The 14,655-nt window shown below is 59.4% G+C and carries 11 protein-coding genes; 3 read left to right on the top strand and 8 right to left on the bottom strand.

The genetic code is table 11. The features are described 5' to 3' along the window. Positions 1–139: 139 nt before the first annotated feature. The 6 genes from J2046_RS18705 to argH form a co-directional block, all read right to left on the bottom strand. The gene (locus J2046_RS18705; protein ID WP_210054405.1) at positions 140–1,054 is read right to left on the bottom strand and encodes a polysaccharide deacetylase family protein; all 915 of its coding nucleotides are present in this window, start codon (positions 1,052–1,054) and stop codon (positions 140–142) included. Between the two features lie 9 nt (positions 1,055–1,063). Continuing rightward, positions 1,064–2,455 carry an MmgE/PrpD family protein gene (locus tag J2046_RS18700; protein WP_210054403.1) on the bottom strand — a complete coding sequence of 464 codons (1,392 nt, stop codon included), beginning with the start codon at positions 2,453–2,455 and terminating at the stop codon, positions 1,064–1,066. A 113-nt stretch (positions 2,456–2,568) separates the two neighbouring features. Next, positions 2,569–3,399 carry an ABC transporter substrate-binding protein gene (locus tag J2046_RS18695; protein WP_210054401.1) on the bottom strand — a complete coding sequence of 277 codons (831 nt, stop codon included), beginning with the start codon at positions 3,397–3,399 and terminating at the stop codon, positions 2,569–2,571. Positions 3,400–3,458: 59 nt separating this feature from the next. After that, complete coding sequence (locus J2046_RS18690) at positions 3,459–4,229, bottom strand: amino acid ABC transporter ATP-binding protein (protein ID WP_210054399.1); 771 nt, start codon at positions 4,227–4,229, stop codon at positions 3,459–3,461. A gap of 14 nt (positions 4,230–4,243) precedes the next feature. After that, complete coding sequence (locus tag J2046_RS18685; protein ID WP_210054397.1) at positions 4,244–5,116, bottom strand: amino acid ABC transporter permease; 873 nt, start codon at positions 5,114–5,116, stop codon at positions 4,244–4,246. Next, the gene (gene argH, locus J2046_RS18680; protein ID WP_210054396.1) at positions 5,113–6,567 is read right to left on the bottom strand and encodes an argininosuccinate lyase; all 1,455 of its coding nucleotides are present in this window, start codon (positions 6,565–6,567) and stop codon (positions 5,113–5,115) included. Before argH ends, J2046_RS18685 begins: the two co-directional genes overlap by 4 nt. 193 nt (positions 6,568–6,760) lie before the next feature. Here argH and J2046_RS18675 point away from each other — a divergent pair, with 193 nt between their 5' ends. Further along, positions 6,761–7,660 (top strand): LysR substrate-binding domain-containing protein, encoded by a 900-nt coding sequence (locus J2046_RS18675; RefSeq protein ID WP_210054394.1) that lies wholly within the window; start codon positions 6,761–6,763, stop codon positions 7,658–7,660. Between the two features lies 1 nt (position 7,661). Here J2046_RS18675 and J2046_RS18670 read toward each other — a convergent pair whose 3' ends face one another. Together J2046_RS18670 and J2046_RS18665 are read right to left on the bottom strand one after the other, a co-directional pair. Further along, entirely contained in the window at positions 7,662–8,168 is a 507-nt protein-coding gene (locus J2046_RS18670; RefSeq protein WP_210054392.1) for a GNAT family N-acetyltransferase, read from the bottom strand. Positions 8,169–8,628: 460 nt separating this feature from the next. Then, entirely contained in the window at positions 8,629–11,667 is a 3,039-nt protein-coding gene (locus tag J2046_RS18665) for an adenylate/guanylate cyclase domain-containing protein (RefSeq protein ID WP_210054391.1), read from the bottom strand. 247 nt (positions 11,668–11,914) lie between these two features. On the opposite strand from J2046_RS18665, the gene J2046_RS18660 reads away from it, so the two are divergent. Then, a complete protein-coding gene (locus J2046_RS18660) occupies positions 11,915–12,505 on the top strand; it encodes a nuclear transport factor 2 family protein (protein ID WP_210054390.1) in 591 nt (196 codons plus the stop codon). Then, the gene (locus J2046_RS18655) at positions 12,502–14,400 is read left to right on the top strand and encodes a hypothetical protein (RefSeq protein ID WP_210054388.1); all 1,899 of its coding nucleotides are present in this window, start codon (positions 12,502–12,504) and stop codon (positions 14,398–14,400) included. Before J2046_RS18660 ends, J2046_RS18655 begins: the two co-directional genes overlap by 4 nt. The last annotated feature ends 255 nt before the right edge of the window (positions 14,401–14,655 follow it).

Genomic DNA, 14,655 nt, shown 5'->3' with positions numbered 1-14,655 from the left:
AGCGACTTGCGACATGCGGTTCGCTGTCGACACGGTGACGCCGCTTTCGGCGATGCTCAGGGAGATCGCCGGCGTTCTGAATAACCATGGCAAGTCGCTGTCGCCGGCCGCCGGCCCGTAGTCGAAGAAGAGGCCCCCATCATTCAGGGCCAGCGTTTGTTCCCAGAGGTACCATCGTAGAACGACGGTGCAACTCTTCCAGCATTTCAAAATGATCAGTGATCTCCTGGCCTGTCGCAATCCAGACGTCGGATTTCTGCCGAGCATGGAGGAGGAAGTCGCGCAGCAGATGCCAGCGCATCGGGCGACCGGAAACCTGCGGATGGAGCACCATCGTCGTCACGCCACCCCAGGCATGGGTGGCTTCGAACTCGTCGATCCACAACGACAGGACGGCATCCCGGCCGAAGATCGGCCGCGGGCTGGTCCGGCTCGACATGCCGAAGTTCCAGTCGTCGAAAGCGAAATTCACCGGGATTTCGACGAGGCCCTCCTGATCGCCTTGGCCGGCATGCCGATAGGGCAGGATATCGTCGCGGAAGGAACTGGAGTAACGCACGCCGCTCTTGGCAAGGTAGGCGAGCAGTTCGGGGAAATTTTCGCCCGAAGGCGCCCTGTAGCCGACCGGGCGGACGCCGAGTGCGGTCTTCAGTGCGTCGAAGCCGCGGTCGATCTCCTCGAAGGTCTCATCAAGGCGTTCGCGATCCGGCATCTTGTGCAGGTAGCCGTGATGGCCGATCTCGTGGCCGCCTTTCAGGATGCCCTCGCAGGCGGCCTGATGGGCAAGCGCCGTCCAGCCGGGCGTGAAGAAGGTTGCCTTGAGTGATAGCTCGTCCATCAACTGGAGGATTTTGGCGATGCCGACGCGTGCGTCATAGCCGCCATGGGAGGTTGTCACCATGCGGTCGACATTCGATGGATTGTTGCCGATCCATGCGGTTTCCGCATCGACATCGAACCCGATGAAAAGCGCGCTTTGGGCGCCGTTCGGCCAGATCATCGGCGGAGTTTTGGGAGCCGGGTTGAGAGGCCGCGGAGAGAGATCGTAACTCATCCTGTCTCCTTAGAGGAAAAGCGTGCGTTGATCGGCATTGCCGGCGAGAAGGGGAAGAAGGGCGCTGGCATCATCCAGCGTATCCAGGGCATGGATCGCTTGCCAGAGCGTATCAGCTTGGGTTGGCGCGAGGCTCATCGTGGCGAGCGTGTGGAACTTGCCGGCGACGTCCTCGGAAGACATTGGCCGTTCCGCCGATCCGGTCGCGCGAGGCACCATGCGCGACATCCGCGCTCCATCCGTAAATTCGAGGGTCACCACGGGTTCGTCCATGGGATGCATCGTATTGTCGACGGAAAGCTGCATTCGGTCCATCATGGCGGCAATGCGCGGGTCAGCCCGGCGCTCCTGCGCATAGGCTTCCAGCCCGGCACTGCCGTGGACGCAACGTGCGGCAAGGGCATAGGGAAGGCTCATCTGGGTTGGCGCCATCGCACCGTTTTCCTTGGCGCCGCACATGCCCATCAGCATGGCGCTCATGGCAAGCTCGATCTGTTTGATATCGCTCGCCGCCCGCCCGCTTTCGGCAAGCATGTCGTTCAACGCGTCGATGGCCGAGTGAGCGCCGCGGCACGACGCATAGGGCTTGAGCACGGCGCGGCGGATTTTGAAATTCTCGCCGAGCGCCTCGGTCAGTTTCTCCGGTTCGCAGGCCGCCTTGTTGAAGGTTCGGAAGAAGCCGCCCCAGACGTCATCGAAGACTTGTGATGGGCCTGCAAATCCGTCCGCGGCCAGCTTGGCGGCCAGAAGTCCGCCCTCGGCCGCGCGACCGGCATGGACTTTCTTGGCCTGCGAACCGTCATGGATGAATGCCCAGAGGCCGGAGGAAAAACTCGTCGAAAGCGTGATCGCGTCGCGGGTCGCGGAAGGATCGAGGTTGAAAACTCGCGACGCTGCGGCGGCTGCCGCAAACGTGCCGCATGTCGCGGTCGAATGCCAGCCAAGGCTGTTATGGGCGTCGTAGCCGCCAGCCGCTTCCAGAATGCGCCTGCCAGCATCGTAGCCGGCAACGATGGCTGCAATCAGTTGTCTGCCGCTCACTGGCCGCGCCGCTTCACTCATCGCTGCGAAGACGGCTGGAACGACAACCGCGCCGGAATGGTCGCAGCCACCGGAATCGTCGAGTTCGAAGGCGTGGGCGGCAACGCCGTTGACGAGAGCCGCATCGCGGGCACTGAGCTTGCGGTTGGTGCCCCAGACGGGTGCGGTTCCCTGTGCATCGGCGACGCGACCTGCAGTTCTCAATTCTTTCGAGCGGGTGCCTGCAAGTGCCGCCGCAAGCGTATCGGCGAGATGGATCTTGGTTTTTTCGACCACGTCGTGCGGCAGATCTTCGAACTGCAGCGTCGAAATGAATTGGGCCAGCCGGTCAACCGGCTTAATGCCCGATGTGAGAGACATGGTCTATATCCCTGAATAAATTTGAAAAACTCTTGCAGATCGAAGGTCAGTTTCGTGTCGGCTGCCGAGCCGGAAGAGGAAGGCCCCGGCTTGTTGCCGGAGCCTGGTCATCGTTACTTCGCGGCTTCGCCGTTGATGTAGATGCCGTCGAGCATCGTGCCTTCGAGACCGTAGGAGGCGAAGATCTTCTTGTATTCGCCGTTGTCCATCAGCGCCTTCAAGGCGGCGGCATAGGCATCACGCAGTTCGCTGTCCTTCTTGGCAAAGCCGATACCCTGATAGACGGCGGTGAAGGGCTCGCCGACAAGCGCGTAGGTGTCTTTCTCCAGCGTCATCAGATAGGGCAGGGTTTCGGAACCTTGGACGGCAGCGTCGACGCGGCCCTGCTTGAGCTGGGCGCGCGCGTCGGCGGAACCTTCGGTGCCGACGACCTTGATCGCCGGCTTGCCGGCAGCTTCGCAGTTGGCGGCGCTCCATTTTGCGGTTTCATCCGGGAAGGATGTGCGGCGGCTCATGCCGACGGTTTTGCCGCAGAGGTCAGACGGCGACTTGAACTCGTCCTTGCGCGCGGCGGCAGTGTAGAACTGGGCGCCGGATTTCATGTAATCGACGAAGTCGAGCGTGTCGCGGCGCTTCGGCAGGTCGCTCATGCCGGAGTGGATGAGGTCGACGCGGCCGGTCGTCAGCGAGGAAATCATCTGTTCGAAGCCGATGTCCGACCATTCCACCTTGACGCCGAGTCGCTTGGCGAGTGCCACGCCGAGGTCGATGTCGACGCCCTTGAGTTCGTTGGTCGCCGGATCGCGATATTCCATCGGTGGGTAGTTGGGCTGGTTGGCGACGACGACCTTGCCCGCGGACTTGACGCGCTCAGGCAGTTCCGCGGAGATCGCGGATGTGGCGGCGAGGCTTGCCACGGCGAGTATGACGAAATGTTTATTCATGAAGTTCCCCTTACTGGTCTCATCTGGGACGACGGCCGGTTATGCCGTCGCTGCTTGCCTCAGCTTTGAACGGCCTTGATGAATTCTGCCGTTCTGGCGCTTTTCGGAGTGCTGAGAACCTCCGATGCCAATCCTGTTTCGATCACCTTGCCGGCTTCCATGAAGGTCACGGTGTTGGCGACGTTGCGGGCGAAGCCCATTTCGTGGGTGACTACGATCATCGTCATGCCGGAGGATGCGAGGTCACGCATCACGTCCAGCACTTCCGAGACAAGTTCCGGATCGAGAGCGGATGTCGGTTCGTCGAAGAGAATAAGGTCGGGCTGCATGCCCATGGCCCGCGCGATCGCCACCCGTTGCTGCTGTCCGCCGGAAAGCTCCGAGGGGTAGTGGTCCTTCTTGTCCGCGAGGCCGACGCGTTCGAGCAGCGTTTCTGCTCGCTCGCGGGCTTGCCTGGCTGGCTCGCCAAGGACCTGGACTGGACCTTCGATGATGTTTTCAAGTGCCGTCATGTGCGGGAAGAGGTTGAACCGTTGGAAGACCATGCCGATGCGGCGGCGCTGCTGCGAGATCTCCACATCGGAGATTTCATGTAGCCGGTCGCCTTCGCGGCGGTAGCCGACCAGTTCGTTGTTGACCCAGATCGCGCCGCCGTCCAGGCGCTCCAGCAGGTTGATGCAGCGCAGGAGGGTGCTCTTGCCGGAGCCTGAAGGGCCAATGATGCAGCTCACCTCGCCGCGCGTTACCTCGAGATTGACCTTGTCGAGAGCCAGAAAGTTTCCGAAATGCTTGGTGACGTCGACGGCCTTGACGATGATGTCGTTGCTCATGTGATCCTCCTTCATCAGACCGAAGACCGGATCGATTTGATGCCGCGACCGAAATAGCGCTCGATATAATGTTGGCCGACCGACAGAATGGAGACGACAAACAGGTACCAGAAGCTCGCAACCAGCAGCAGTTCGAGCACGCGGGTATTGGCGAAATAGATGATCTGCGCGTTGTGCAGGATCTCGGAATACTGGATGACGCTGGCAAGCGACGTGAGCTTGACCATGCCGATGACCTCGTTGCCGATCGGCGGGATCATCACGCGCATGGCCTGCGGCAGCACGATGCGGCGCAGCATCTTCATGTGCGTCATGCCGATCGAGCGCGCGGCTTCATACTGGCCGCTGTCGACGGAAAGCAGCCCGCTTCGGACGACTTCGGATGTGTAGGCGCCCTGCGAGATTCCGAGCCCCAGCATGGCGGATACGAAGGGCGTCATGATGTCGACGGTCCGGAATTCGAAGAGGCCGGGAATGCCCATGGTCGGGAAGATCAGTGCAAGGTTGAACCACAGCATCAGTTGCAGAAGTGCCGGTGCTCCGCGAAAAACCCACACATAACCGACCGCGATCGAGGACAGCACCGGATTGCCGGAAATACGCATGATGGCGATGACGACGCCAAGCACGATGCCGAGTGTCATGGCGGCGACGGTCATCAGCAGCGTGTTGCCGAGACCGGCGATGATGGTCGGCGCGAACAGGAAGTCGCGCACATAGCTCCATTCGATCTGGCCGACGCTGAAGGCGCGGACGAGGGCTGCGAAAAGCAGCAGCACCACGGCGGCTGCGACGGTTCGGCCGATGTGCCGTTTGGGCACCAGCGTGAGATGGGCAATCTCGTATTTGCCGATATCACCTGTGGTCCTGATCGTCGTGGCATTCATCGGGCGACCTGCTCCTTTCCCACCTTGTCGCCACGCGGAGACGGCGATGCGGCGGCGAAGGCGCGGCAGGTTTCGAGCGTCTCGGAGAAACGGTCGATCTGCTCCCGCACCCGTTGCGGTGCGGTCGAGCCGTAGCCGGTCCGGCTGGCGAGTGCATGTTCGAGCGTGACGGCTTTCAGCATATCAGGCGTCAGCCGCGGATCGATGTTCGGAAGATCTTCCGCAGTCAGGCCGGAGAGATCGTGGCCGCGCTCTTCACAATAGCGAACCACGGCGCCGGTGATCTCGTGCGCCTCGGCGAACGGGACGTTCTGTCCGACAAGCCAGTCGGCAACTTCGGTTGCCAGCGTGAAGCCGCGAGGCGCTTCCTGCCTAAGCCTGTCCACCTGGAAGTCCAGCGTTTCGACCATTCCGGCAAAGGCCGGCAGGATGAGTTGCAGGACGTCGATGGTCTCGAAGAGGGCGCGCTTGTCTTCCGCCAGGTCGCGATTGTAGGCAAGCGGCATAGCCTTCATCGTTGCCAGGAAGCCCGCGATGTTGCCGATCAGCGTCCCCGACATGCCGCGCGTGAGTTCGGCGATGTCGGGGTTCTTCTTCTGCGGCATGATGGATGAGCCGGTCGAATACGAATCGTGCAGGCGGACCCAGCTGAACTGTTTGGAGCTCCAGATGCAGATTTCCTCGGCGAGCCGCGACAGATCGACCGCGACGAGCGAGCAGATGAACAGGAATTCCGCCACGACGTCGCGCGAGGCGACGGCATCGATCGAGTTCTCGCACGCTGCCGAATAGCCGAGTTCAATGGCTGACAGGTCAGGGCGGCAGGCAATGCCGGAGCCGGCAAGCGCTGCAGCGCCGAGCGGCGACCGATCGAAGCGGCGGTCGAAATCGATGAAGCGCTGCAGGTCCCGAAGCAGCGACTGGGCATGCGCCATCAGGTGATGGCCGAGCACGACGGGCTGCGCCGGCTGCAGGTGGGTAAAGCCGGGCATCACCGTTTCGGTGTGCAGTATCGCCTGCTTCCGGATCGCCTCTTCGACAGCGATGATGCCGGCGCTCAACTCGCGCGCCATCCGGCGCAGGTAGAGGCGGGTGTTGTTGGCCGTCTGGTCGTTGCGCGAGCGGCCGGCCCTAAGCTTGCCACCGAGCGTGCCGAGGCGTGCCATGAGGAGGCGTTCGAGGAACGTGTGAACGTCCTCATCCCCCGGGATCGGTGTTTCGCGTCCTGCGGTAACGTCTGCTTCGATATCGTCGAGCGCCTTGCGGATCGCGGCAAATTCGCTTTCGTCCAGAACGCCGGCCCGCTTCAGCTCGGAAGCATGGGCTCGCGACCCTGCAATGTCTTCGCGGTAGAGGCGGAAATAGGAGACAGGTGCCCGAGACAGATTCGCCAAGGCTTCGGATGGTCCGGATTTGAAGCGTCCGCCCCAGAGCTGCGTGGGTTCAGCCATTCATCTTCCCCTGTTTGTCTAAACTTTTGGCAAGGCTTGCACGTGCTCCTTTGTTGAACAAGCGAAGTTATTTCGTGGTCCCTATGACGAAAGCGACTAGCTCCAATATGCCATTCGGCCTACTGTGATCCTTGGACGGATTTCCCTTGAGACGACGGAAGACGGCACGGGCAGACATGGCGTGGAGACAGGAATGACTTCGGGGCGGCAACTGCCTTCAACGACGGCGCTGAGGGTCCTGCTGGCGGTCGCGGAGCGCGGTTCGACCAGTGCTGCCGCAGACAGCACGAACCTTACGCAAAGCGCAGTCAGTAAACAGCTGTTATCGCTCGAGAGGCTGATCGGCAGTCCGGCTTTCGTCCGGACACCGCGTGGTATGGTTCCGACGGAGGTGGGAACCATCTATATCGAGCATGCGCGCACGGCGCTGAAAGCGATGGAGGATGCGGCGCTTAGGGTTGCGCGGCTGAAGCCCGGCCCGCGCGTCCTGCGCCTGCAAGTGCCGCCGATCTTCGGTGATCGCTGGCTCCTGCCGCGTTTTGCCGGATTTACCGCAGCCCATCCCGAAATCGAGGTGCAGTTCACGACCTTCGTGTCGCCGACACAGTCGGAAGTCCCTGACGGCATATTCCGTTTTCTCACCCAACCCTTGCCGGGCGAACACACACGCTACCTTTTTGGTCGCGACGTCCTGCTCGTGAGCGCGCCGTCCTACTGGCAACAGGTTGGGCACCCGCATACTATCGAGGAACTGGCGAACGGCGTCATGTTGGAGCATCCGCAGACGCCGCTGCATTGGCGCCATTTTGCGGCAAGCTCCGGCTATCCGGGGCTTGAAGTGCGGCATACGACAAGGTTTGGCTATTATACCATGGTCATCCGAGCGGCACTCGCGGGGCAGGGGATGGCGCTCATTCCCCGCGGCCTGATTCTCGAAGACCTCGCCGCCGGCCGGTTCGTCAATCCGCATGGATTCGCCTATCGAAGCGACTACGGTTACTGGTTCGCACGACCCGAAAACATCGCCTCGAGCGAATCCATGTGCATCTTCGAAAAATGGTTAGGCGCGATCGCGGAGGATATGCAGGACTAAGTTATGCTCGTTGTCTCTTTTCTGAATCGACGGCAAGGCCCGCGAGGTCATCTAGCGCCGATCCGTCGAGGCGATAGAACAGCTTATCGGGTTTTCGGGCTCCGCCGATGTCGTCGTAGAAAGACAGGAGTCTGAGGTTTTCCGGATCCGCCGTCCAGTCGATACGGGAAAGTCCCCGATCGCGGGCTATGCTGGCCAGGGCCTGCATGATGAGGCGACCAAAGCCCTTACCTCTATGCCGGTTGCCGACATAGAGTTCCTTCAGGAACAGGCCTGGCCGCAGGTACGGGCCAGGATAGATTCCGGAAAAAGCCGCGAAGCCGACAAGAGCGTCGTTTTCAGCTGCGATCAGGATTTCCGCCCCAGGCGGCCTTCCCTCAATGCCGGCGACTATTTCCGGATAGGCAGGGCTGGGTACCTGGTAGTGGTCCTGCATCTCCTGCATAACCGCGGCCAAGCTTGAGATGAAAGTATCTCCGGGCTCCAGCAAACGAATGACGACGGACATCGCGTCTCCTCCTGAGCAGTTTCGATTGTAACAGGAGGCCGGGTATTGCATTACCCTGCAGCCATCATGTCTCACTGAGGTCGGTACTGCTACCCTTGGCGCGGGCGAGGCGCAACCTGTCAAGTCGGACAGATCTGTCATCATCGACTACCAGCCAACTGTCGAGGTGATTTATGAGCTGTTCGATGTAGCGCGGGCGCAAATTCAGGTAGGCTGGTGAGAATTGCCGTCAGTTAATCAGCATGGTACACGAGCGATCACATCCATGACCGCACCTACTATCCAAGGCTTCAAGCAGAGCCTCATGATCGAGCCGGAGACTGCGTCCGAGATGAACAATGCTGGTTTCCTTGCGGCACCGCCGCGAAGAGGTCGGTTATCCAGCACAACCTCGGTCTCCGGCGGCGCGAGTCGCAGGCAGACAAGAATGTCCGTATCGGCCAAAATAGGTTGCCGAGGTTCAAGAGGTATCGCTTAGCTTTAACTCGCCCCTCAAGCGCAACAGTTCGGCGAAATAGTATCGCTCGCCCGTTTTCTTTGCGAGAGCAAGGGCCTGTTGCACCGTATCTGACGCTTCCGCAATCCGACCCAATCTAAGATAGGTTTCGGCAAGGACACCTAGATAACAGGTTTTATCGATCTCCTGCTCGCCCATGTTGTCGCAGATGTGCCGCATTTGATCGAGGCCAGATGCATCCTGGCGAGTCACCACGAGCATCCAGCCCTGAAAGAACGTCGCCATGTTCAGCCAGAGCTGAAATCCATTCTTTCTCGCCAACGGTATCAGTTCGTTGATCATCGGTTCGAGCATTGTGGCATCATGACGAAGGGCCATGAGGATACAGCCGTTGCCGAGACATGCCGCAAGTCGGTAGTCGGTTTGCTGACGTGCCTGCGCTTCGGCCTGCTGGAAGAGCGCCAAGGCTTCCTTTCCCTCGCCAAGAAGCTGCAGTGTCCAAGATAGATAGATCATCGACATGCTGGGGAAGTCGCTTCCTATCTCTTCGGCGGCCGCCTGATATGCCAGTGCTTGCTCCAGATATGGCCGGGCCTTATCGAACCGCCCCCGTGAGAATGCACACATGCCCAGAAACTGCATGCCCAGAACAAGGGCTCTGATGTTTTGCCGGTTTCTCCCTATGTCGACTAGCTGATTGCTTGCCCATTCTGCGTCATTGAAGCGGGCAGAATTAAATGCGGTGCCGAATAAACCATCCAATGCTCGGATAGCGGCCTCCGCGTCACCCAATGCCTCGCTAAGCCGCATCACATTGCGGTAGGCGGCACTTCCCTCGCGCGTGACGTACCCATATGTCGCATACAACACATCGCCGCGTTCTAGCTCCAACCGCAGTTCCCTGCGATCTCGATCGCTGGACGGCGGTAGCTTTTGCAGACAAGCCAGTCCTTTGGCAAACATGTTCGCAGCTTCAACTTTCGCCCACGTCTGCCCGAGTTTCAGTCCTGCATGCAGCCACTGATCGGCGGCGCGCTCGAATTGCCCCGCCTCATATAAATGCTGCGCCAGTACCTCCGGATGTTCAATGGCAGTGCTTGGCTCCGTTTCTTCGATTGTCTGGGCGACCCGCGCGTGAAGTAGTCGCCGCTTCTCGCGGAGCAGCGCTCCGCAGGCAGCCTCCTGCAACAATACATGTGTGAATGCGTATCTCGGCCAGTCGGCGAAGGGCTGCGGTGATATCAGGCCAACCTCGGTCAAACGTTCCAGTTGCAGCTTCAGCGCGTCCACAGATACATTGGCAACTCGTGACAGCATCCTCATGTCAAACTCGCGCCCGATAACCGCGGCAACCTGTGCGATTGTCTTTCCCTGTCCAAGTTTGTCGAGTCTCGCGAGCAGGGCGGACTGAAGATTGTTGGGAACCTCAATGGGAGTGTCGCTTGCGTTCGCTGGGGCGCCAGAGGCTGTTAGCTCCGCAGCAGATCTTGCAAGCTCTTCCACGTATAGCGGCACCCCTTCCGCCTTCCTGAGCAGCGATTGGGTTACCGCCGATGCGAGCTTGATGCCTTGGGTGGCGCTTTCGATGAGCGCACCGGTTTCTTCGCGGCTGAGGCGTCCGAGTTTCAGGCAATCTATGGCCGGTCGCCGATCCCCGAAACTCACCACGTCGTTACGCGAGGTTATCAGCACAAGCGCAGGAAAATCGCCGGCCTTGAAAAGCCCATCCAGGAGGTTGCTTGAAGAGGGGTCAATCCACTGCGCGTCCTCGATGGCCAGCAAGAGCGGACCTTGCAGCGTCATGTGGCGGAGCCAATCCACAAAGACCTGGCTGACGATCGACTGCTGCTCGCTCGATGTGAGTTCGGAGGGCGGATAGTCCATCTGCTCGAGGAAGAGCAGCCTGGCAAATATCGGAAACGAGACTGACAATGGAACGCCGCTCGTCACGAGGGCGGTTTCCAGCCTTCTCGCGGCATCGGCTGGCGGCAGCGCATTGGTGATACCGGCTTCTTGTCTGAGCAGTTGCAGGAAAGGGAAAAGGGCGCTGTTGCTGTAAGCGGCGGAACACTGCGCAATTAACGTCTTTTTCGCCTGTATTCTCTTGGCGACTTCGAATAGGAGCCTTGATTTCCCAATTCCAGGTTCTCCGCAGATCAGCAGCCAGCGCGCGACACCTTGCTTGGTGATCAGCCTCCAAAGAGCAAGAACCTGCTCGATCTCGCTCCTTCGCCCGATCAGTCGCGTAATCCGGGCTTTGCTAAATCTGTCGCTGCTCGGCAGGGCCTTGCTGGCACGCCAGATGTGGATCGGCTCGGCAAAGCCCTTCACAACTGTAGCGCCAAGATCTTGAAATTCGTAGGCGCGACGGGCCGATGCGTATGTGCTCTGATCGACGAGGATCGTCTGCGGAGGCGCCAGCATTTGTAATCGCTGTGCGAGATTGGGTACCGGTCCGAAAGCCACGGTGGGCAAACCAGGCGGTGCCCCCTCGACGTCGCCCATGACGACCAGTCCGCTGGCGATCCCAATCCGAATGTTCAGCGGCGTTTGATCAGGGACCTCGATCCGAGGAACTGCCAGCAACAGGTCGAACGCAAGATCGAGAGCGCGCTCCCCATCATTCTCTTCCGCGACTGGATAACCGAACAGAACCTGGAGGGCATCGCCAGCGTAGTTGGCGACGAAGCCGCCATGCGATCTGGCAAGACCACCGCACCGGGTAAGGTAGCTCTGTGTCAGATCGCTGAAATCTTCCGGATCAAGCCGCGCCGCATATTCTGTCGATCCCACCATGTCGCAAAACAGAATGGTCACCTGGCGACGCTCTGGCGGACTGCGTTGCGCTTTCGCATCGCCCGGCTGCTCCATTGCCGCAATAGCCGCCACCAGCTTCCGCCTCGGGCCCATCGGGATTCGCAACTCGCGTAAATCTTTGTCGTTGAGCAACCTCAGGCTATCGAGATCGATCTGAGCGCGAGCGAACTTCTGCGCAAGTTGCGCTAATCCCACGGCGGTCAGCCATTTTTCAATGTCGTTCACAGTGCCTCCTTCATAGGGATGAAGGTTGCTAACTTAATTGCGCTCTAGATAGCCTCACGCTACATTAGTAAATTGAGATATCCAAGAAGTAGGGCCGGCGTGCCAAGTCTATAGCGAGCGCACAACACTTCGCACGCTCGGCCGCCACTGTACTGACGCAGCACACGATCATCACACGGCAGATTATCATCTGAACTCGCAGCTTTTCAAATCTGCAATCGATAGACGCTATGGAAGAGGTGTTCGAATGTGGGAGTTAGTCAAAGTCGCGATATTCGCGACCTTTATCGCTATCATTGCGCCTCGGATTCTCCTGGCGCAGGAATGTCCAACCCAGGATGAGAAAATTTGGGCGGAATTCTCAGGCGTGGGTTCAAGCTATCGGCCCGTAACCATGGAGGAGCGCAATGCTGTCATGGATACTCTGGCCCGATATGCATGGGCAATGGATAATAGAGATTCCGCCATGCTTGCGCAGGTCTTCACCGAAGACGCGGAATACTATCTTTGCGGCCTCGATTCGGCCTCTGCGCAGGACCGCGCCGAGCTCTTGAAGGGCATCTCAAGCCATTTTGGTGGCGTGTTTGCAAGGCTGGATGTGGGACATGCGCTGGCTCGCAGATTGTTTACAAACGCTCTGATGGGTAAGAAAGCGGATGGCGACATCGATGTAATCGTATCGGTCGTTGTCTTCATCCAATCTCTGAACATCAGCAGCCCGCAAGTCGACTACACGGCGAACCTAATCGCCACGCTTCGACAGATCCAAGGGATCTGGAAGATTAGGATTCTGAAGGTGATCACAGACGACACGGGCATCAGGATACGAGCGAGATGAAGCCCGCATCGGCCGTAACCCATGGCCGACCCCCGCCTACGACACGCCGTACTCCAGTAGCAATCGCCGGCCTGTTTTCTGTTCTCGTCGTTACAGGAAGCCCCGCGACGGCCGCATCGGTGGGCGACGAGATCGGAACCAGTGTCTTTGCGCCCGAAGACAATCGGCGCTTTGGCGAGATTGTCGAAGCATGGAATGCCGACATCCTTTGGGAACCGGCCGCGGTTAGCCAGGACCCGATCACGAAATTTGGAGACGAAGCCAGAGCGGTGTTTGGGCCTATTCCGCCAGGCGACTGCAATGCCCCGGATTCAAGGCGTCTGATCCTGGAGGTTGATGGCAACAGCGTGGATCTGGCACCGAATCTGAGCAAGCCCGGACTTCCCCTGGAGTTCGAACACAGGGATGTCTACGGCAATCTGGTCAGAAGAACGACAAGCCTGCCAAAGTGTGACAAGCCCTCGCTGGCGGCGTCAGCCTACTGTGCCATGAACTCCCGGCTGGCCCGTGTAAGCCTTAATCACGTCTCGTGGACGTTCCTGTGCAGGAAGTCTTCAAGCAGTCTGGAAGTGGACAACATCGAATATTGGAGGTCCACCGATCCCAAATTCGCGCTCTACGGTGCAATCGGCTTCAACGATCTGACGGGAGAGATCGCGTTCATCGATGGAAGAAAAGATCGAGACACCTTCGATTGGTCGACGCCTTTTGTTCCTCCAGGAGGACAGTCCTACTCGGATGCAGCCGGTCGTGCTAGCGCTCGGGAACTTTACGACAGGACATTTAAGGTCGACTGTCATGCGTGCCACGACAACAAGAAGCCCTATGTCATAGATCCGCATGTCAAGCAGGCCAGGGTCGCGTACGCGTCTGGCGATGCAGACGGCAGGGCTGCGGCATTTGCACAAGGTGAATTTCTTCCGGGACGCACCGCCAGGGCCGAGGCACCTTTTCGGGTTATCGGCTCCGGCTACACTGCCGGACGTGCGTTCGAGATGACGCGGGCGAAAGCGGTGGGTTTTCCAGGGCATCCATGCACATCCTGCCATAGTCTTACGACATTAGAGACCGGGCGCCGTTTTGCTGCGGACGCGGCGGGGAAAATGCCGATGATCGCTCGTCCTACTCCAGGACAGTTGGACGCCTTGTTCGAGCAGAAGGTGCTTCTCACCAACGTCAAGAACCACCGCACTGATTGGGCCCTCCGCTCAGGAACAGGCAAGCTTTACCCATGGATGCCTCCGGTAAACGGGGGCGAGCTGTCAACGCTGTCGCCGGAAATCAGCGATGAAGAGTGGAACCGCTTGAGCCAGTGCCTTTGGGATGCGGGAGGAGAAGAATGTGGCTATCAGTCGCTTTACACCGCTTGCCCTGCTCCTGGCAAAAGTGGTGACGGGTTCGACGCGAAGGATTTCACGACGGAGGTGAGCTGGCAGCCGCAAGACCGCGAGCACCCGGCGCTTCACTTGAAATGGCGATACCGGAACGGTTATGGAGAGGTGCCAACACGTGACGACGTTCGCTTCAACGTCGCTATGATTATAGCCGATCCGCCTACGGATGCGCGCCTGCCTTTCGATTCTGAGTTTCCATCAGTGTCTGCAGCGAGAGGAAGTCAGTTTACCAACACGCGCGGAGAGGTCGGCGTCTCCGGTTCGGCGATCGTCTTGAAGAACGCGTCGTTTGCAGGACACAAGAAGTGGACTGATCCTTCACCAGCCATCGCCATGCGAGATTATGCGATTGATGTACCAGCCGTCTGCGGCAAGAGATACCTCTTCCGAGTGATGCCAAAGCGCTTCTGCTTCGACTATAGCGGGGTTGTGTATGGCGCCGGCTACACGGTTCACGCGGATATTGTATGCGGAGGCAGCGCATCGCCACTCAAACCGTGATACCGATCGAAGTGAAACAAAAAAGCGTGTCGCTCCGCCCAAGCGCGACATCGAGGATGCTCGATGAAAGTTGGCAGGTTCTGATACTCCAGGGAAAACGGCCTCATTGCGGCTGCGCGTGCTTGAGCGCGCCTTCTGCACAGTTCTACGACGCCAAGAGGCGTGATGCCTCTGTTGATCTGGAATTTCCGTGTCATGCATTGCTGAGGCCAGGCCGTGCGCGACTGCTTATCCGGACGTAACCCTACGTCTGAT

This window comes from Neorhizobium petrolearium, assembly GCF_017873175.1.
Taxonomy (GTDB): domain Bacteria; phylum Pseudomonadota; class Alphaproteobacteria; order Rhizobiales; family Rhizobiaceae; genus Neorhizobium; species Neorhizobium petrolearium.
Note: the sequence above shows the minus strand (reverse complement) of the source record. Positions and strands in the feature narration are given on the sequence as shown.

Bases quoted from the DNA above. Each gene is read 5' to 3' on its own strand.
- J2046_RS18695 (WP_210054401.1), bottom strand. From the start codon at position 3,399: ATGAATAAACATTTCGTCATACTCGCCGTGGCAAGCCTCGCCGCCACA.
- J2046_RS18700 (WP_210054403.1), bottom strand. From the start codon at position 2,455: ATGTCTCTCACATCGGGCATTAAGCCGGTTGACCGGCTGGCCCAATTC.
- J2046_RS18660 (WP_210054390.1), top strand. From the start codon at position 11,915: ATGTGGGAGTTAGTCAAAGTCGCGATATTCGCGACCTTTATCGCTATC.
- J2046_RS18670 (WP_210054392.1), bottom strand. From the start codon at position 8,168: ATGTCCGTCGTCATTCGTTTGCTGGAGCCCGGAGATACTTTCATCTCA.
- J2046_RS18675 (WP_210054394.1), top strand. From the start codon at position 6,761: ATGACTTCGGGGCGGCAACTGCCTTCAACGACGGCGCTGAGGGTCCTG.
- J2046_RS18690 (WP_210054399.1), bottom strand. From the start codon at position 4,229: ATGAGCAACGACATCATCGTCAAGGCCGTCGACGTCACCAAGCATTTC.
- J2046_RS18655 (WP_210054388.1), top strand. From the start codon at position 12,502: ATGAAGCCCGCATCGGCCGTAACCCATGGCCGACCCCCGCCTACGACA.
- J2046_RS18705 (WP_210054405.1), bottom strand. From the start codon at position 1,054: ATGAGTTACGATCTCTCTCCGCGGCCTCTCAACCCGGCTCCCAAAACT.
- J2046_RS18685 (WP_210054397.1), bottom strand. From the start codon at position 5,116: ATGAATGCCACGACGATCAGGACCACAGGTGATATCGGCAAATACGAG.
- argH (WP_210054396.1), bottom strand. From the start codon at position 6,567: ATGGCTGAACCCACGCAGCTCTGGGGCGGACGCTTCAAATCCGGACCA.